A 20718-nucleotide genomic window follows, 5' to 3' on the forward strand; every position below is an offset into this window, starting at 1 on the left:
CTGCAACTAAGGTGAGATTCTTGGCAGCATTGATAGAACTGGTCGCATAAAGGTAGTGTTTATCACCATCATTAATCGGCGAATATTTCTGGGCAGAGAGCAGTAAATCCCGGCCGGCGTTAACCGAGACGTTCCCCTGCGTCGATGTTAATTTCGCAATACCCGCGATATCGCCCCCCGCACTGAGTTGCAGGTGATCACCGGCGGTGATTTGTGTGCCTAATTCGGATAGATCAACCGGGGTCATCCGTTCTTTTAATTCAGTGAGTTTGTCCAATCCATATAATTCGGATAAATAAAACAGGCTCTCTGGCGTATTAGGACGAGACATATCGATATCGTGACCCGCACTAAGCATGACTTGTTGCCCGGCATTGATTCGCGCTCTGCGCAAAATTAAATCATTTCCCGCAAACAGATGAATATTACCCGCAGCGTTCAATTTCCCCTGCCGGGCATTCAGGTTACGGCCCGCACTTAATGTAAGATGACGGGATTTATTTAACTGGATACCGAAGAGATCCAGATCGTTGCCCGCTGAAATTCGCAAATGATTATTGGCCGAAATTGAGGGTAATGATTCATTAGACCGATTCCATCCCATTTGGATATCGCCTTCACGCACCAGAAGCTCTACATTTTCCCCCTTTAACTCGGCCCGACCGGCGGTGATATCTTTGCCCGCAATTAATGTCAGATTGTTATTCGCCTCTAATTTAACCCGGTCGGCAGCAATTTCATGACCCGCATTTAACGTAATATTGTTTGCTTTATCGAATAAAATACCCTGGAGATTCAGTTTGTGACTCGCGAACATCTGCAAATTATTGCTGGCCGAAATACGAGAATCATCCCCTCCCATCGGCATCCGAATATCACCTTCACGCACCAGAAGCTCTATATTTTCCCCTTTCAGCTCGATTTGACGGGCAGTGATATCTTTGCCTGCAATGAGTGTCAGATTTTTCTGTGCCGCCAATTTAACTTGGCTGGCATCAATTTCACGACCCGCATTTAACGTTATGTTGTTTGATTTATCGAACAAAAGACCATAGAGATCCAGCTTGTGATTCGCGAATATCTGCAAATTATTGCCGGCCGAAATACGAGAACAATCCCCACTCATCCGAATGTCGCCTTCGTGCGTCAGCAGTTCAACATTTTCTCCCTTCAATTCGGCTTGAAAGGCGTCAATATCTTTACCCGCAATCAAGGTCAGATTTCTCTTGGCCGCCAGTTTATTTTCGTGGGCATTAATTCTACGTTCGGCGATGACTGACAGATCATTTTCCGCTTTGAGGTATCCCATGCTGATAATGTCACCGGCATGAAGCAGAATATTTTTCGCCGATATGAACGCAGTTCCGTTGAATTTATCAATAAAATCAGCCACCACATTCAGACCGGCTGAGAGTTTACCGTCCATCCCGTTATTAAAGTCGTGACCGGTTAAGATAAGATTTTTCTGCGCCTGAAACTGGCTTTGGCTGTTATCCAACTTGGTCGCATTGATATAAGCATTCGCCCCTGAAACAAGGTTAGCCTGACTGTCATGACTGAATGCTTTTGTACGAATAACGATATCGCCATTATTGGTTTTCAACGTCGCTGAAATGTTATTAATCCCGGTACTGAGATTACCGCTCGCATCTTTTTGCAACCAGAGATGATTATTGGCCTGAATCAGCCCCTTATTCTGATTGTATAAAAGGTCAATAAACAACCGCATATCCCCTTCGGAGATAATCTTACCCCGGTTGTCCAATGTGTTCGCAGCAAGCGTAATATCTTTCCCTGCCTGAATCTGACTCTGTTCCGCCGTTTTAATGCCTTTACTGCTTACGGTGATATCGGTTTTGGCCTGTATATTTCCCAGCGTCATCTCGCCATCAGCGGTCAAACGGATATCGCCCTGCGTTGCGGTCAGGTTGGTCAGATTGACAGCCTTACCCGGCTCGGTACTCACCAGATGGATTTTATTGGCATACATGCCCCCCAGTGATCCGGTATCAATCGCTCTCCAGGGGGTATAACCTTCCCCGGCAATGGGGACAAGAGTCCCGCGTTTGAAATCAATCCGGTTGGGCCCTTGTGTCAATGTCAGGTTTTTCGCCTGTAGTCTACCGTTAAGATTAGTGGTCCGGCTGATGATATCGACATCATCCTGCGCCGTTGCATCCAGCCCCTTTTCATCAACGGTGACGGCGCCTTTTTTCACTTCTAAAGCCGCTAATGCTCCCGCTTTATCAAACACCAGTTTCCCGGTCGATAAGGTGACCGCCGGGGTATTGATAAAACCACAACCATTACAGGTTATGCCGTTCGGGTTAGCGATAAAGACCGGGGCTTTTTGCCCCACCACTTCCAACAGGCCCTGTAGATTTGAGGCTAAAGTCCCCACCACTTCATTAATAATCAACTCAGCCGATTGGCCGTTGAAGTGAGGATTTGCCCCAATTTGTCCCGCCAGTACGGATTGGGTAGCATCAGTAGCGTTATTTAACACCAGCCCTGAAGCCCCAACATTAAACTCCTGATAACGGTTATGTGAAACCCCGCGGGAATTAGGGGCCGCAATATGGATAACAGGCAGGTTATTTCTCACGGCAATTCGCGCTCGTTTATCCGCAAGTTGAATCCCGGGTATTCCACCGGCTATTTCTGGGATATTGATGGCCAGTTGGGGGGCATTGCCTAATGCGAGGTCAATCAATGCAGAAGTCACCGGGGTATATTTTCCGTCGGCTGAGTACAACGCGGGGCTATTTTTGGCGACTGCGGCCGTCCCTTCTGCCGATAATGTTGTCTCCGCCATATTGCCGCCGGCAATCAAGGTTAAATTGTTGCCGGCGGTGACATTACCAACATAAAGCGAACCACCACTGGTTAGGCTAATATCTTTCCCTGCGGTCAGGGAAATGCCAGCCAAATTTATCCCGCCACCAGCGTGAAGATCAATATTTTCATCCGCTGCCAAATGTTGATTAATACCAATCCACTCATTACTCGCCACAAAGATATTTTTTGCCCGGCTAATTAACGTATCTGAAAGAGATATTCCGCGTTCAGACAAAATACGCAACGTATTAACCGCAGAAATAAGGGATAATGCCCGTGTGCCTTTCGGCGTGTCACTGCCGCCAGGTAAAACAGCAGTACTATAACCGTTGGAAATCAAGGTAATGTTAAGACCGGAAATATCCGCGCCACGCATCGTAAAACTGTTCTCGCCCTGTAGCAGGACATGGTTCCCGGCGTTGACATTTCCCCCATTTAAAGACAATGCTTTCGCTTTAATGGCGACATCGCCGGCGGCACGAATTCGTCCCCGATTCTGCAAGGTATCGGCGGTCAATGTCAGATGTTGACCGGCTTGCATATGGCTCTGCTCCGCCATTGCAATGCCTTTACCGCGCATGTTTATGTCCGTTTTGGCCTGCACATCCCCCAGAGTAACCTTACCACCGGCGGTCACACTGATATCGCCTTGCGTTGCCGTCAGGTTGGTGAGATTGACAGCCTTACCCGGCTCGGTACTCACCAGACGGATTTTATGGGCATACATTCCCCCCAATGACCCGGTATCAATTGCTTCCCAGGGGGTATAACCTTCCCCGGTAATCGGGACAATCGTCCCGCGTTTGAAATCAATCCGGTTGGGGCCTTGTGTCAATGTCAGGTTTTTCGCCTGTAGTCTACCGTTAAGCTTAGTGGTCCGGCTGATGATATCGACATTATCCTGTGCCGTCGCATCCAGCCCTTTTTCACCCAAGGTGATGGCGCCTTTTTTCACTTCCAAGGCCGCTAACGCCCCGTCTTTATCAAACACCGGTTTACCGGTCGATAAGGTGACAGCCGGAGTATTGATAAAGCCGCAGCCATTACAAATCATGCCGTTCGGGTTGACGATGAAGACATTAGCTTTCTGCCCTGCGACTTCCAACAGCCCTTGCAGATTTGAAGCAAAAGCCCCCACGACTTCATTAATAATCAGTTCAGCCGATTGGCCTTTAAAGTTCAGATTCGCGCCAATTTGTCCTGCCAGTAGAGACTGCACATCATGTGTCGCATTATTCAATACCAGTCCCGAAGTGCCAACATTAAACGCCTGATAACGGTTATGTGAAACACCACGAGCGTTAGGCGCCGCAATATGAATAATAGGACGATTGTTTTTCGAGGTAATTCGCGTTTGTTTATCCGCAAGTTTAATTCCCGGTACTTCTCCTTCTATTTCGGAGAAGTTCATTGTCAGTTCAGGACCATGCCTTAACGCACTTTTAATCAGCGCAGAAGTCACCGGCGTATATTTTCCTTCAACTGAATTATACTTTCCTTCAGGTGAGTGTAATTCTGCATTGTTTTTGGCGATTGTCGTTGTCCCTTTTGCCGACAACGTCGCCTCAGTGTCAATAATGTCACCGCCAGCATTCAGGGTTAAATTATTGCCGGCAGTAATGACACTTTTCGCTATTGGGAATTGAAATTGTGGGTAAGATTGTTCGTCTTCCTCGTCACTGGCATTTTCATATTCATCATGTTTTTTATAGCCATCTCCATGTTCATTTTCATATTCATAGGGGGCCTCTGCTGTTATTTTACTTATATCAAGCGTGCCGCCACTGGTCAGCGTGATATCCTTCCCTGCCGTCAAGGGAATGCTTCTCAGATCGACAATCTTTCCTGCATGGATCTCAATATTTTCATCCGCTTGCAATTGGCTGAGTTGGCGCAGACGCTGATTAATTAATGCTTGTTTAGCGCTGTCATTGAGTGGACTCCGCTCATCATTAAAATCAATTAAATCTCCAGAGGCATAAATCTCAAGCTTATCATTGGTTGCCAAAAAGATATTTTTCGCCCGGTTAATCAGGGTATCTACGATATTAATAGGACCATCGGCGATAATGCGTAATATGTTATCAGCAGAAAGAGTGGTTAATACCCTTACTCCTTCCGGGGTATAGTCGTCTCCAGAGGCAACAGAAAGCAGCCCCCGACTCGCTAGCAAGGTGACATCACGACCGGAAATATCATAGCCATTCACATCAAGATGTGACTTTCCCTCCAGCATGACATGGTTCCCGGCTTTTAAATTCCCCTGGCCTAAATAGATTGTTTCTGCGGCAACGGTTAGGTTTTGTTCTGCCATCATTGACGCACGATTCGCTAAATCTCTGGCAGTGAGAGAAATGTTTTTCCCGGTGATTAAAGCCAGATCAGTGGGTTTCTTTCCCTCTTTAAAATGTTCTTTATCAAAATTAAACCTAAATCCATCTTTAAATACAGCCGTCAGATCTCCACCAGCACTCAGTTTACCGATGATATTCTCCTGACTGTCTTTTATCGCTTGGGTTGAAAAATTTTTGCCTGTCAGGGTGAGATTTTGTACCGCGCTTAACTCGCCAACATTATTTATCTCGTTAGCGGTAATGTTGTTATTTTTATTCGCGGTAATAATAGGGTGACTTCGTCTGGTCGGGTTTACGTTATCAAGTTTAGTCGCTTTAATGGTGACATCACCACCCGCACGGATTTGACCTTGATTTTGCAATGTTTCGGTGGTCAATATCAGATGTTGATCCGCTTGCACATGGCTTTGTGCCACCGTTTCAATGGCTTGGCTGTTGATATTGATGTCCGTCTTGGCGTGGACCTCCCCCAAGATAATTTTACCCTCAGCGGTTAAACTGATAGCGTCTTGGATTGTGGTCAGGTTGGTGAGATTAACCCCAGCCCCCTCTTCAGTGGCAACCAGTCGGATTTTATTGGCATACATGCCGCCTAAGGCTTTGGTATCAACCGCTAATTGCGGTTTCGCCCCTTCTCCGGCGATAGGTTTAACCGTGCCGTCTTTCAAGCTAATACGGTTGGCCCCCTGAGTCATCGACAGGGTATTAGCCTGAATTTTTCCATTCAATTCCGCTGCCCGGCTGATGATATCGACATAATCCGTCGCCTTGCCATCCAGCCCTTTGCCGCCAATGGTAATCTGGCCTTTTTTCACTTCCAGTGCTTCCAGCGCACCCTGTTTATCAAATTGGGGTTTACCGGTGGTCAAGGTTGCGCTGGCAGTATTAATAAAACCACAACCATCACAGGTAATGCCGTTAGGGTTAGCAATCATCACATTGGCTTTATTGCCAGCAATTTCCAACCGGCCTTGCAGGTCAGAGCGGCCACTGCCGGTGACTTCGTTAATAATCAGTTCCGCCGCTTTTCCTTTCAGGTTAGGGTTTGCGTTAAGTTGTCCTGCCAGTTGTGACTGAGCCGCCTGTGTAGCGTTATTGAGTACAGCCCCCTGAGTAGCAACATTGAACTCTTGATAGGTGTTGTGGGATATCCCTGCCTCATTCGGCGTAGCAATATTCACCACCGGCACATTACCCTGATTTTGTACCTGTGTGCGGTTGTTATCCGGTGTTATGCCGACGGCCATAGCCGGGTGCAACGGCTGGATTGCCGTCAGGTAAATTAAAAGATAACTCGTGGTACTAACCACCGAGTTGTGGCGTTTATCCATCGTACTGTCCCTTTTCTTAATTTAAGTGTGACAAAGCCAATGATTCTGACTAATAAGTGACCGTTATCCGCAGTCTGGCTTTGGTGATAAAACGGTCATCTTCCCACAGAGAATATTGATAATTTAATAGTGACAACATTAAACTATTCTAATATGTAATTAATTTACCGCATGAATATATAGCGCAAAATGTGATCAATATTCAATTTTTTAATCTTGATAATGGGGAATCTGTTATATGAAATGTCGTGAAATCGCGGTAAGGCTGGAGATATTAAATGGTGACGGGATATTAAGGAAAAGAATCAATCTTGTACTACTCGCCGTGTTTCCCTATCTCAATAGAAGAGATATCCATAGGAAAATTTAATTCAGAGGTTTACAAATATACAATAATAATAAATTATTATATTAATAATAGTTTCAATTTTTTATTAATGAAATATCATTACCCATAAAAATTTATTTAAATAAAATATAAATAAAAACAGCTTGTTAAATAAAAATATCGGTAATAAAAGATACTATTAGATTAGAAATAGCATGTAAAATATGGGAGAAAAAGGCGAAAAATATATAAAATTAATTTATATTTAAATCAATTTAACCAATAAATATAAAAATATCAACACCAGTTATTATACTGGTGTTGACTGTTATATTAGTAATTATTGATAATCACTGATAGGTGCGCAAGAACAATGCAGATTACGATCACCGTAAACATCATCGAGGCGTTTAACGGCAGGCCAATATTTATTGGCTTTGGTTTCTAAGGTTGGGAAAACTGCGGTTTCACGGCTGTAACTATGGCTCCAGTCAGAAACCAGCTCAGCTTGTACGTGAGGCGCATTGACCAATGGGTTATCTTCCAATGACCACTCACCTTGCGCCACTTTGCCAATTTCAGCACGAATTGCCAGCATAGCATCCACAAATCGATCAATTTCCACTTTGCTTTCTGATTCCGTAGGTTCCACCATCAACGTACCGGCAACCGGGAATGACATGGTTGGCGCATGGAAGCCGTAATCAATCAAACGTTTGGCAATATCCATTTCGCTGATACCAAACTCTTCTTTCAGCGGTCGAATATCCAGAATACATTCATGGGCCACATAACCGTTATGTCCCGTATACAGCACGTCATAATCATTCTTTAAACGAGCAGCAATATAGTTAGCATTCAAAATCGCTGTCTGGCTTGCCTGTTTCAATCCTTGCGAGCCCATCATACGGATATACATCCAGCTAATCGGCAGAATAGAAGCGCTACCAAATGGCGCCGCTGAGACAGCTCTCTGTTCAGTAATGCCATCCATTTGAACTACCGAGTGCCCCGGCAAGAACGGCGCTAAATGGGCTTTTACGCCAATCGGCCCCATACCCGGGCCGCCGCCGCCATGTGGGATACAGAATGTTTTGTGAAGGTTGAGGTGCGAAACATCAGCACCGATAAAACCTGGCGCGGTGATACCAACCTGCGCGTTCATATTCGCACCATCAAGGTAAACCTGACCACCATACTGATGAATGATTTCACACACTTGACGGATAGTTTCTTCATATACGCCGTGGGTTGACGGGTAAGTCACCATAATGCAGGAAAGCTCGTCACCGGATTTTTCCGCTTTTTCACGCAGGTCTGTCAGATCAATGTTGCCCTCTTTATCGCAACTCACCACCTCAACCGTCATTCCCGCCATATGAGCAGAAGCCGGGTTGGTGCCATGAGCAGAACTTGGGATCAGACAAATATGACGATTCCCTTCCCCATGACTTTCATGGTAACGGCGAATAGCAAGCAGACCCGCATATTCACCCTGCGCGCCGGAGTTTGGTTGCATACAAACGGCATCATAACCTGTCAGTTGCACCAGCCAGTGAGATAATTGGCTGATCATTTGCTGATAACCCTGCGCTTGTTCTGGCGGGCAGAATGGGTGCAGTTGATTAAATTCAGGCCAGGAGATCGGCAACATTTCTGCCGCAGCATTGAGTTTCATGGTGCAAGAACCCAACGGGATCATGGCCTGATTCAATGCCAAATCTCGGCGCTCAAGACGATGCATATAGCGCATCATATCCGTTTCGCTGTGATAACGGTTGAAATTTGGATGCAGCAGGATGTCATCACTACGCAACATTGATGCAGGAATAGAGTGACTTTCCGTCACCAGCTCTTTATCCAGTGCTTCAACATCTAGCTTGTCATCCGTGCCTGTCAGCACAGAGAACAATTTGACCAGATCATCACGACTGGTAGCCTCACTCAATGTGATACCCACCGCGCCGTAAATATCAGTACGCAAATTGATTTCAGCTTTGTCTGACCGGGCCAATACCGCCGCTTTATCCGCGACTTCAACCGTCAGCGTATCAAACCACGTTTTGTGACGTAGAGTAAATCCAGCTTTCTGTAACCCGGCCGCCAGAATGTCAGCCAGACGATGAATACGGCCCGCAATGCGTTTCAGTCCCTTCGAACCATGATATACCGCATACATCGCCGCGATATTTGCCAACAACACCTGAGCAGTGCAGATGTTGGAATTGGCTTTCTCACGACGGATATGCTGTTCACGGGTCTGCATTGCCATGCGCAATGCGGTATTACCTGCCGCATCACGGGATACGCCGATAATACGTCCCGGCATAGAGCGTTTGAATTCATCACGGCTGGCAAAAAATGCAGCGTGGGGACCACCATAACCCATTGGTACCCCAAAGCGTTGAGCAGAGCCAAACACAATGTCAGCCCCTTGTTTACCCGGTGCAGTCAGCAGCACCAACGCCATCAAGTCAGTGGCAACACTGACAATGATTTTGCGCTGTTTCAGTTGTGCAATTAGATCAGCATAATCATGAACTTCACCTGTTGTGCCAACCTGTTGCAACAACACGCCAAATACGCCTTCCAGCTCCAAGACTTTGTCTGCTTTATCCACAATCACATCAAAGCCAAAGGTTTCCGCACGGGTACGAACAACATCTAGTGTTTGTGGATGGATATCATCAGCAACAAAGAAACGGTCAGCATTTTTCAGTTTGCTGGTCCGTTTTGCCATTGCCATTGCTTCAGCGGCAGCAGTCGCTTCATCCAGCAAAGAGGCAGAGGCAATATCCAAACCCGTCAAATCGATCGTCACTTGTTGGAAATTCAACAGTGATTCAAGGCGACCTTGAGAAACTTCTGGCTGATAAGGTGTATAAGCGGTATACCAGCCAGGATTTTCTAATAAATTACGTAAAATAACTGGCGGAAGCACAGCAGGCACATATCCCATGCCAATATAGGATTGGTAACGTTTATTTTGGCCGGCAATCGCTTTCAGTTCAGCTAATGCTTGCTGTTCAGTCGCACCACCGCCGACATCGGGCGGCTCTGGCAACGCGATATCACGGGGAACAATTTTCTGTGTTAACTCATCGAGGGAACTTGCCCCCACTGTCGCCAGCATCTCTTTTTGCTGTTCGGCGGAAGAGCCAATATGACGGCGGATAAACTCGCCCTGGTTCTCGAGTTGGCTTAATGTCTGGGTCATTTGTTACTAATTCCTGAAGCTGGCCAGAAATGGCATACAAATAAAAACGCCCTGCTCACAATGTGAAGCAGGGCGACGGTAAGCATATTATTCTTCTTCGTCCAGAAGTGCCTGATATCCTTCGGCATCCAGCAAACCCGAAAGTTCACTTTCATCAGCGGCTTTAATACGGAACAGCCAACCTTCGTTATAAGGCTCACTGTTAACCAATTCAGGCGAGTCATTTAGCGCTTCATTAACGGCAATAATTTTACCACTTAGCGGCGCATAGATATCAGAAGCCGCTTTTACTGATTCAACAACGGCGCAATCATCGCCAAGATTGATTTCATCGCCTATTTCCGGCAAATCAACAAAAACCATATCACCGAGCAGCTCCTGTGCATGCTCGGTAATACCTACCGTGTATTCACCATTACCTTCTGCACGAACCCACTCATGTGATTGAGCATATCTTAACTCTGCGGGTACATTACTCATGACCATTATCTCCTTCAATCCGGCAATCTACCCCTATCAGGCTATTTTGTGTTCCTGCGCCAATCATGCCTACTGGGATAAATTGCTATTTACTCATCAAGTTATTATTAGATAAAAATGACTATACGAGAGGTTTACCCGCCCGTACAAAACTAGGTTTGACTACCTGAACCGGCATTTCACGATTGCGGATTTGGACAACCGCCTGTTCGCCAATCCCCTGCGGCACACGGGCAAGGGCAATACTGAATCCTAATGTTGGGGAGAATGTACCACTGGTAATAACGCCAGAATGTAAGGTGCCCATCTCATCAGTAAAGCTAACCGCTAAACCACCACGTAACACACCCTTTTCTCTCATCACCAAGCCAACTAACTGCTCAGTGCCCTCTTCACGCTGTTTTTCCAGCGCTTCACGGCCGATAAACTGGCGATCTTCGGGTTTCCAGGCGATTGTCCAGCCCATGTTAGCCGCAAGGGGAGAAATGGTTTCATCCATTTCCTGTCCATAGAGGTTCATACCGGCTTCAAGTCGCAACGTATCACGTGCGCCTAACCCCGCAGGCTTAACGCCGACATTAAGCAATTTTTGCCAGAAATCCGCTGCTTGCTCTTTTGGTAACGCCACTTCATAACCCGCTTCACCGGTATAACCCGTTGTTGCGATAAATAGATCATCCGCCTGAATACCAAAGAAAGGTTTCATACCAGCAATAGTCTGTTTTTGTTCATCATTCAATAGAGACTGTACTTTTGCCTGAGCTTCCGGCCCTTGAACCGCAATTAATGCCAGATCATCACGAACCTGAATATCAACCGAATAATTGACTACATGCTCATTGATCCAAGCCAGATCTTTCTCACGGGTCGCAGAATTGACCACCAGCCGATAAAAATCATTGCTAAGGTAATAAACAATCAGGTCATCAATTACACCGCCAGAAGCATTAAGCATCCCGGTGTATAGGGCTTTACCCTTTTCTGTCAATTTAGCAATGTCATTTGCCAGCAAATAACGCAAGAAATCACGGCAACCCGTACCATGCAGATCCACAATCGTCATGTGGGAAACATCAAACATACCGGCATGAGTGCGGACAGTATGATGCTCATCCATTTGTGAACCATAATGCAAAGGCATCATCCAGCCATGAAAATCTACCATACGCGCACCACAAGCCAGATGCTGGTCATACAATGGAGTTTGTTTTGCCATTATTTCCCTCTTTTCATTTCCTACATGAAAACATACCGCGTATTAACCGACAGATACTGTGAATCATGAACAAAAAGCGGCTAAAAAACGCGACGCAAACGATATCTTAAAATGAAAGTTATCACTGAAAACCCAAATGAACCATAAGTAAAAATAGGGTTCAATTCAGTGACTACCAAAAAACGTGTTATGAGTATGCAGAATTTTCAACTATTAAAATGAGTCATAATACTCAAAATTAACAATTAACTTTAGAAAACACTCATTTTCTGTTACAAGCTAACTGAAATATGAATAAAATCACCTATTCATATTTCAGCAAGATATGAGAAAAAGTTATCGATAAGCAGAGGCTAAATTAGATTTTTTCAGCCGAATAGGACTTAGAAGAGAGCCAGTCCGGCAAGTCATTCAATCCCATCGCCTGACGAAGTAATTTAGGTTTAATTCCCGGTAAATTATCTACCAGAGACAACCCGACATCCCGCAAAAGTTTTTTCGCCGGATTATTGCCATCAAATAATTGGCGAAAGCCCTGCATTCCAGCCAGCATCATAGCAGCACTATGTTTACGACGGCGCTCATAGCGACGTAAATAAAAGTGCTGACCAATATCTTTTCCCTGACCATGTAAACGACGCAATTCACCTATCAGCTCAGCGACATCCATAAAACCCAAATTCACTCCCTGACCTGCCAATGGGTGAATGGTATGAGCGGCATCGCCTAACAGGGCCAGACGATGAGCAGCAAAATTACGGGCATAACGACCAGTCAGTGGAATTGTCAAACGCTCACTCATCAGTTCACATTGACCAAGACGCAGATCAAAATCTACCGCCAATTGCTGGTTGAAACGCTTATGATCAAGCTGTTTGTACTGTTCTGCGATCTCACCCGGCAGTGACCAGACGATAGAGCACAAATGGGAATCAGCAAGCGGTAAAAACGCCAAAATACCATCACCATAAAAGACTTGACGGGCAACCCCGCCGTGTGGCTCTTCGGTGCGAATAGCGGCGACCAACGCATGATGTTCATAATCCCAGAATGTGAGAGGGATATCAGCATGTTGACGCAACCATGAATGAGCGCCATCAGCGCCAACAATTAAACGAGCAGTTAACATACGACCATCGGATAAAGTCATAAAAGCTTCATTTTCACCCCAGGCAACTTGTTTCAAAGCCGCCGGCGCCAAAATGGTCACATCAGATAAACTCTCTGCCTTTTTCCATAATGTTTCACGGATAACTCGGTTTTCAATGATATGACCAAGATATTCCAGCCCATATTCAGCCGCGCTGAACTGAATACGACCAAAGCTATCCCGCTCCCAAACCTCCATTCCTTGATAAGGACTGGTACGCATATCCAGAATTTGTCGCCACACACCAAGATGCTGCAATAAGCGCTCACTGGCTGCATTAATCGCAGAAACCCGCAAAGCATACTCTTCTCCAGCAATAACGGATTGATCAGGCGGATAGTGCTCCACCACCGCCACCCGCAAGCCACTGCCTTGTAAACCACAGGCAAGCGCCAAACCCACCATACCGCCGCCAGCGATAACCACGTCAAATGATTGCATAATATAATGTCCTCTTATTTTGTCTGCTTTATCTGCGAGCTGCGGTTATCTTTGGGCGATCCAACCCAGAGTCTGACGGGCCAGTATATCCCGCATAGGAGAGCATTTTTCCATCATCATCAGGCCAAATTGACGCCCGATCTGTAATGGAAAATAACGATTGGCAAATATTCGTATCAATCCATCGGTAATATCGATGGTGTTTTCCCGATCTAAAACTCGTTGTTGTTGATAGTTGGCCAAAACCTGATAAGTACCAATATCCTGACCAGCAGCAAAAGCCTCAGAAACAATCTGAGCCAGTGTCATAACATCTCGCATACCAAGATTAAAACCCTGACCAGCAATCGGATGTAATGTTTGCGCGGCATTTCCCACCAGCGCCAATCGGTGGCTAATTTGTTGATTTGCAGTAGATAATGTCAATGGATAGCGGTGACGCTGACCGGTTTCCAATATTTTCCCTAGTCTCCAGCCAAATGCTTGCTGTAACTGCCTAAGAAATTGCTCATTATTCCAACTCGCTATCTCCTTTCTCCGCGCCAATTGATGGCACCATACTAGCGAGCTCCGCCCCCCGGACATTGGCAGCAAAGCCAGTGGGCCATATTCTGTAAAACGTTCAAATGCACTGCCTTGCGGATGCTCTGAAGTCAGTACATTAGTAATCACAGCAACTTGTTCATAAGCGTGTCGTTGCCACTGAATATTACAGGCGTGACCAATAGCAGAATGACTGCCATCTGCCGCTACCAGCAATTCACCTTGCAGGCGCTCGCCACTGTCCAGAGTGACAGCAACCGATGACAAGGTTCTTTCAACAGCCATAACCTTAGATGGACAATATAGCGTTACAGCAGGCGCATTTTTCAGTAATTTGAACAAACACTGCCCTGCATCATACAATTCGATAACATTACCTAAAGCTGGAATGTTATATTCTTTTGCATAAAGGTTTACAAATCCTGCATGACCACGATCACTAACATGAACGTGAGTTATTGGTATCACATAATCTTCCAGAGCAGACCAAACGCCAATCTGTTGTAGACGCTGACAAGTACCGTAAGCCAGCGCTATCGCTCTGGCATCAAAGCCGGGATGTTTCTGCTCCGGCTCCGCCGCTTCAATCAGGGACACATGAATCTGCCCCTTACTCAGGGAAGATATCGCCAACGCAAGCGTCGCGCCGGTCATGCCTCCACCAACGATAATCACGTTCATTCTTAACTTAACCCTGTTTTGCTTTCGCCATCAGAGCTTCAATCTCATCAGCTTCTTTAACAACACTGGCTGTCAGGTTTTCATTACCTGTTTCAGTGATCAAAATGTCATCTTCAATACGGATACCAATACCACGATATTCCATCGGCACATCTGCATCCGGTGCAATATAAAGCCCCGGTTCAACCGTCAATACCATTCCTGGTTGCAAAATACGGTCACGCTCTACACCATAGTCACCGACATCATGCACATCCAATCCTAACCAATGACTGAGACCATGCATAAAGAACTGGCGATAAGCTTTAGTTTCGATTAAGTGTTCAACTTCACCGTGCATAATGCCCAGTTTCACCAACTCTTCCACCATAATCCGCACGACATGTTCTGTAACTTTGTTGATGCTGGCGCCTGGCTTATACAACTCCAATGAAACATTGAGCGTTTTCAGTACGATATCGTAAATTTCACGCTGAGCGCGGGTAAACTTGCCATTGACAGGGAAGGTACGGGTGATATCCCCGGCATAACCCAGATATTCACAACCTGCGTCAACCAACACCAAGTCACCTTCTTTCATCCTACTTTCATTCTCGGTATAGTGCAGAATACAGCTATTTTCACCGCTCCCTACAATCGTGTTGTAAGCCGGGTAACGAGCACCGTGATAAGTAAATTCGTGATGAATTTCAGCTTCCAGTTGATACTCAAACATGCCCGGGCAGCAAGCTTTCATCGCGCGCATATGGGCCTGCGCGCTGATTTCACCTGCCCGGCGCATAACTTCAATTTCTGCTTTAGATTTGAACAACCGCATTTCATGTACCCAAGGGCGCCAGTCAGTTATCGTTAAAGGCGCTGAAAGATTACGACGACCGCCTTTTCTTAATATATCCAGCGCCTGAAAGACAATTTCATCTGCGTAGGCAAATTCACCTTGTGCGTGATAAACCACATCCAAACCATTCAGCAACAGATAAAGCTCTTCTTTGATATCATCAATAGGCAAAGCACGATCAATACCCAGTTTTTCCGGTGCTGCTTCTTGTCCAAGACGGCGACCAAACCAAATTTCCGCCGTTAAGTCACGCGCTCGATTAAAAAGCACGCTATGACTATGCGTATCATCACTCTTAATTAATATCAGCACCGACTCCGGTTCACTAAACCCAGTTAAATAAAGGAAATCGCTATGCTGACGATAAGGATGTTCATTATCTGAATTTCGTGGCGCAGGCAGGGCAGAAAAAATAATCGCTGCGCTGGCCGGAGCCATTTTTGCCAGTAAAGCCTGACGGCGGGATAAATATTCTTGTTTGAGCATACCCTCTCCTGCGACTGAGTTAATTATTTTGCGTTCAATAAACACCAATTAATGCAATGTCGGTTTGTCATTTTTTGCGATTAAAACGGTTTTAGGTTCAGTAAAGGCGATATAACAAAGCTGTGCAGCCACCCGCACATATTCAAGGACCTCTTCCAGCGCCTGGGCCAACTCTTCTTGATCATCACCTTCTTCATAACCAAGCAGACCGATATTGCGCAAATCACTAATAATTTCCCCGATCTCTTTTTTATCCGCGAACTTCGGTTGAGCAACGCCTAATCCCAGCAAAAAATGGTTAACCCATCCAGCTAATGCATCTGCTCGTTCAAACACATTATCTTCCTCATCAGGCAGCAATAAACCGAATGTAAAATTACTGTCATCCAGTGATTCAAATGTGATTTCACGTAATTCACGCAATTGTTGAGCTAATGGATAGGAAAAAGCGAGCCCATCATTCGCTAAGTCATGAACTAAGACCTGCCAACTACTGTCGCGATTACCGCCGCACAGCAGGCCGCTAATTAACCCATGCATCTCCGCTGCCGTCAGTGCCACTGACTGTTGATGCAATATTTCGTCAAAAGATTGATAATCTGGTAATGAATTCTGTATAGACATGTGTATTGGTCATCGTTGACGGTGTAAGTTCATGCTATGCTACCACCAAGGGGAGTCGCTATACCAGACAACAACCGTCGCTAATCGTGAGCTGTCTGTCGGTATTGCGTTATAAATGATTGTCTCCGGTTTCAATTCTGTAAATTCAAAATTAAAACCGGAGCGCAGTAATTAGTCAGGAAGGGGTCATGTCTGCACAACCGGTAGATATCCAGATTTTTGGGCGGTCACTACGTGTCAATTGTCCATCAGAGCAAAAAGAAGCATTACTGGCTGCGGCTGTGGAACTTGAACAACGTTTAGACGATTTAAAAGAACGCACCAGAGTAACCAATACTGAACAACTGATTTTTATTGTGGCACTGAATATCTGTCACGAATTGGCACAAGAAAAAGTGAAAACCCGTGACTATGCCTATAATATGGAACAGAAAATAAAGATGCTTCAACAGACTATAGAACAAGCATTAGTGGAACAAGGTCGCATCACTGAGAGCACTATTTCACCAAATGAATGAATTCTATTGATAAATCATACATTAGTGAGTGAATCATTCGAGAATTAGTTGCTTTCTGTATTTAGTTTCATACAATAGGTGTCATAAAGTTGCTTACAAGCGCTGAATAAATTTCTCTGAGATGTTCGTTAACGGGGAAAGTCCCCTGAGCCGATATTTCATACATTATAGAATGTGGTGCTCCGTAGTCTGGTGTGCATGCTCGGTCCGGCCGAGAAGCCTTAAAGCTGCGACGCTGCGTTCACCTTGAACCAAGGGTTCAAGGGTTACTACCTGTAACGGCATCTTGGAGAATCTCAACCTTAATCGCTACTGCTACCCACCGGCAGGTTCTATGCAATCAGAGTCCCTCTTATCACTCAGACAAAGCATTAGAAAGAAAATACGCCAGCAACGCCGTGAACTCACCCCTGAACAACAATCCCTTTTTGCCAAGCAGGCTGCTGAGCGAGCAATCAACCACCCCAAAATTCACCAAGCCAATAAAATCGCACTATTCCTTTCGTTTGATGGTGAACTCGATACCCGTCCACTGATTAATCAACTCTGGCAACAAAATAAGCAGATCTACCTGCCCGTATTACACCCTTTCAGTTATCACCATCTGCTGTTTTTAAACTATCAACCTGATACCCCACTCATCAGAAATCGCTTCAATATAGAAGAGCCGCCGCTGAACGTTGAACAGGTTTTACCACTATCAGAGCTGGATATTATGATGGTCCCTTTGGTTGCGTTTGACCGCACAGGGCAGCGGCTTGGCATGGGTGGCGGTTTTTATGATCGTACATTGAGCCAGTGGCAACAAAAAAACTTCTATCCGATAGGTCTGGCGCATAACTTCCAGTTAGTCGATACACTGCCAACAGCCGAATGGGATATCCCATTACCCGAAATCATCACACCAGAAAAAATCTGGCAATGGCAGTAAAAAATGGGCGCTTTACACAAAACGCCCATTTATGACAGTTCAAAATAATCAGTAAAGCAGACGAGAACGGATAGTACCCGGCAGTGCTTTCAGTTTCTGAAATACCATTTCAGCTTGAACAGGATTTTCAGTCACAATATCAATAACCACATAACCCATATCCCCACTGGTACGCAGATATTGAGCGGCAATATTGATATCCTGTTCAGCAAATACCTGGTTAATACTGTTCAATATACCCGGACGATTTTCATGAATATGTAAAAACCGGTTGGTATCATCAGCATGAACAGGAAGAGACACTTCTGGGAAGTTTACTGCTGATAAAGTAGAACCATTATCAGAGTATTTCGCTAACTTTCCTGCGACTTCATAACCAATGTTTTCTTGCGCTTCCTGGGTAGAACCACCAATATGCGGCGTCAGCAACACATTATCAAATTTACACAACGGTGATTCAAACGGATCATTATTGGTTGCCGGTTCAACAGGGAACACATCCACTGCCGCCCCTGACAGATGTTCACTTTCCAATGCATCACATAATGCCGGGATATCCACCACCGTTCCGCGTGAAGCATTAATCAAGATAGAACCCGGTTTCATCAGTGTCAGTTCGGTTACACCAATCATATTTTTAGTTGATAGCGTTTCTGGTACATGCAAACTAATCACATCACTCATATTCAGTAATTCTGACAAATGACGTACCTGATGGGCATTACCTAATGGCAATTTGTTTTCAATATCATAAAAGTAGACATCCATACCAATATTTTCAGCCAGAATACCAAGCTGAGTACCAATATGACCGTAACCGATAATACCCAGTTTTTTCCCACGCACTTCATAGCAGCCCTTAGCCTGCTTATCCCACACTCCTCGATGAGCTCTCGCATTCGCTAAAGGGATACGACGCAGCAATAGCAACAACTCACCAAGGACCATTTCAGCAACCGAACGAGTATTAGAAAATGGCGCATTAAAGACAGGGATACCACGTTTTGCCGCCGCTTTCAGATCAACCTGATTGGTACCAATACAGAAACAACCTACAGCAACCAATTTTTCGGCTGCCTGAAAAATGTCTTCGGTCAGTTGTGTGCGGGAACGGATACCAACAAAATGGGTATCACGAATTGCCTCTTTTAACTCTTTGGAATCTAATGCTCCCTTATGATATTCGATATTGCTATAACCGGCTGCTCGCAGATTTTCTACCGTGCTTTGATGCACACCTTCTAATAGCAAAAATTTAATCTTATCTTTTTCCAGAGATACCTTAACCATTTATCCTGCCTATTGTTACGCTTCGTTACATTTAAGATTCATTCTCTCAACATAACAAAAAAAACGAACACAGCAATATAAACGATTGCTATTCTCGTCACATAAGTCTTAACAAAGTAGTTATTATGCGGAATAAAATGATCCGAAAAAGAACAAAATTAGGATTTGGATTAAATAACAATCAGAGATATGAAATATATCACTAAATTCTTCACCTATTTTAAAAGTGAAAAAATTTTTAAGGGCGAAAAATTTCGCCCTCTACGAATAATATTATTGAGTGATGGTTTTCACTCCATCAAGTGTTCCCATCAATATAATATCCGCACCACGGTTAGCAAATAGGCCCACAGTCACCACACCTGAGATACGATTAATTTTATTCTCTAACTCAACAGGATCGAGTATGGCTAGATTATGCACATCAAGGATTAGATTGCCGTTATCAGTCACAACATTCTGACGATATTTTGGTACTCCCCCCAATTTAACCAACTCACGAGCGACATAGGCGCGAGCCATTGGAATCACTTCAACCGGCAGAGGAAATTTACCCAATACATCAACTTTCTTAGAAGCATCAACAATACAAACGAATTTCTTCGCTATTGCGGCAATGATTTTTTCACGCGTTAATGCAGCGCCACCGCCTTTAATCATCTGCATATTGCCATTGATTTCATCCGCACCATCAACATAGATATCAAGGGAATCCACTTCATTACAATCGAATACAGGAATTCCCAAGCTTTTTAGCTTCTCAGTAGAAGCCTCAGAGCTGGATACTGCCCCTTCAATCTGATCTTTAATGGAACCGAGGGCATCAATAAAATGTGAAGCCGTTGAACCTGTCCCCACACCCACAATTGTTCCTGGTGTAACAAATTCGAGTGCTGCCCAACCTACTGCTTTTTTCAGTTCGTCCTGAGTCATATCAATTCATTGCCTATTTCAGTTACAAGGAAAGACTTCGACTAGTATAAACTTTGATGGCAACAAAGAAACCGCAATTCAATTAAAGTTGAGTAGGATAAGTTATGGGAAATATAAGATTAAATGATGCCAAAAACCCGCCATATGGCGGGCTACAAAAAAAGTGATGTTTATGCAGCTTCTTTATTGCGACGACGACCTTGCTTTTCTTGGCTTGGCGCCTGTGCATGTTCTTCCAAAACCGGCCCCACTTTCATAAGAAAATCCAAAGTCTCTCCAGCTTTTTTATAAGTTTGAATGGTATCGAACATCGGTTCTTTTTGTGCTCTCATAGCAACACCTCTAAAACAACTTCACATTACTGAACTGATTTAGTCATACAGGATAAAAATTCCCCGACAAAATCTTTCTGTTATGGTCATAGCAACAAATTTAGTAAGACTTCACCTTCAACCAATCTAAATAAACAAAATAACTATTCTACTTGACTTGGTCTATCTGGATACTATAACGCACATA

General features: G+C 44.8%; 12 protein-coding genes, 1 other RNA gene and 1 pseudogene. 3 read left to right on the top strand and 11 right to left on the bottom strand.

Annotated features, from left to right (window positions below; genetic code table 11):
* Positions 1-61 precede the first annotated feature (61 nt).
* The 8 genes and pseudogenes from TI10_RS05750 to TI10_RS05785 all read right to left on the bottom strand — a co-directional run.
* A pseudogene (locus TI10_RS05750) lies at positions 62-6523 on the bottom strand (filamentous hemagglutinin N-terminal domain-containing protein); the annotation flags it as partial.
* 668 nt (positions 6524-7191) lie between these two features.
* A complete protein-coding gene (gene gcvP / locus TI10_RS05755; RefSeq protein WP_049582332.1) occupies positions 7192-10068 on the bottom strand; it encodes an aminomethyl-transferring glycine dehydrogenase in 2877 nt (958 codons plus the stop codon).
* Between the two features lie 87 nt (positions 10069-10155).
* The gene (gcvH, locus tag TI10_RS05760) at positions 10156-10548 is read right to left on the bottom strand and encodes a glycine cleavage system protein GcvH (protein WP_049582334.1); all 393 of its coding nucleotides are present in this window, start codon (positions 10546-10548) and stop codon (positions 10156-10158) included.
* A gap of 121 nt (positions 10549-10669) precedes the next feature.
* Positions 10670-11764 carry a glycine cleavage system aminomethyltransferase GcvT gene (gene gcvT, locus TI10_RS05765; protein ID WP_049582335.1) on the bottom strand — a complete coding sequence of 365 codons (1095 nt, stop codon included), beginning with the start codon at positions 11762-11764 and terminating at the stop codon, positions 10670-10672.
* Between the two features lie 358 nt (positions 11765-12122).
* On the bottom strand, positions 12123-13355 hold the full coding sequence (ubiI, locus tag TI10_RS05770; protein WP_049582337.1) for an FAD-dependent 2-octaprenylphenol hydroxylase: 1233 nt from the start codon (positions 13353-13355) through the stop codon (positions 12123-12125).
* A 45-nt stretch (positions 13356-13400) separates the two neighbouring features.
* The gene (gene ubiH, locus TI10_RS05775) at positions 13401-14579 is read right to left on the bottom strand and encodes a 2-octaprenyl-6-methoxyphenyl hydroxylase (RefSeq protein ID WP_049582338.1); all 1179 of its coding nucleotides are present in this window, start codon (positions 14577-14579) and stop codon (positions 13401-13403) included.
* Between the two features lie 7 nt (positions 14580-14586).
* Entirely contained in the window at positions 14587-15903 is a 1317-nt protein-coding gene (gene pepP / locus TI10_RS05780) for a Xaa-Pro aminopeptidase (RefSeq protein ID WP_049582339.1), read from the bottom strand.
* Positions 15904-15951: 48 nt separating this feature from the next.
* Positions 15952-16527 (bottom strand): YecA/YgfB family protein, encoded by a 576-nt coding sequence (locus TI10_RS05785; RefSeq protein ID WP_049582340.1) that lies wholly within the window; start codon positions 16525-16527, stop codon positions 15952-15954.
* Positions 16528-16715: 188 nt separating this feature from the next.
* Between TI10_RS05785 and zapA the strand changes: the two genes are divergently transcribed.
* The 3 genes from zapA (at position 16716) to TI10_RS05795 (ending at position 17976) form a co-directional block, all read left to right on the top strand.
* On the top strand, positions 16716-17045 hold the full coding sequence (gene zapA / locus TI10_RS05790) for a cell division protein ZapA (protein WP_049582342.1): 330 nt from the start codon (positions 16716-16718) through the stop codon (positions 17043-17045).
* Between the two features lie 110 nt (positions 17046-17155).
* Positions 17156-17342: non-coding RNA, 6S RNA (ssrS, locus tag TI10_RS23510), on the top strand.
* A gap of 37 nt (positions 17343-17379) precedes the next feature.
* Positions 17380-17976, top strand: coding sequence for a 5-formyltetrahydrofolate cyclo-ligase (locus TI10_RS05795; protein ID WP_049582343.1), 597 nt, complete (start codon positions 17380-17382; stop codon positions 17974-17976).
* Between the two features lie 48 nt (positions 17977-18024).
* Here TI10_RS05795 and serA read toward each other — a convergent pair whose 3' ends face one another.
* The 3 genes from serA to TI10_RS25605 all read right to left on the bottom strand — a co-directional run bounded on the left by serA (position 18025) and on the right by TI10_RS25605 (position 20531).
* Positions 18025-19266 carry a phosphoglycerate dehydrogenase gene (gene serA, locus TI10_RS05800; protein WP_049582344.1) on the bottom strand — a complete coding sequence of 414 codons (1242 nt, stop codon included), beginning with the start codon at positions 19264-19266 and terminating at the stop codon, positions 18025-18027.
* 273 nt (positions 19267-19539) lie between these two features.
* The gene (gene rpiA / locus TI10_RS05805; RefSeq protein ID WP_049582345.1) at positions 19540-20199 is read right to left on the bottom strand and encodes a ribose-5-phosphate isomerase RpiA; all 660 of its coding nucleotides are present in this window, start codon (positions 20197-20199) and stop codon (positions 19540-19542) included.
* Positions 20200-20369: 170 nt separating this feature from the next.
* Entirely contained in the window at positions 20370-20531 is a 162-nt protein-coding gene (locus TI10_RS25605; protein WP_167337834.1) for a hypothetical protein, read from the bottom strand.
* Positions 20532-20718: the final 187 nt, after the last annotated feature.

Source organism: Photorhabdus luminescens subsp. luminescens (assembly GCF_001083805.1).
Classification (GTDB): domain Bacteria; phylum Pseudomonadota; class Gammaproteobacteria; order Enterobacterales; family Enterobacteriaceae; genus Photorhabdus; species Photorhabdus luminescens.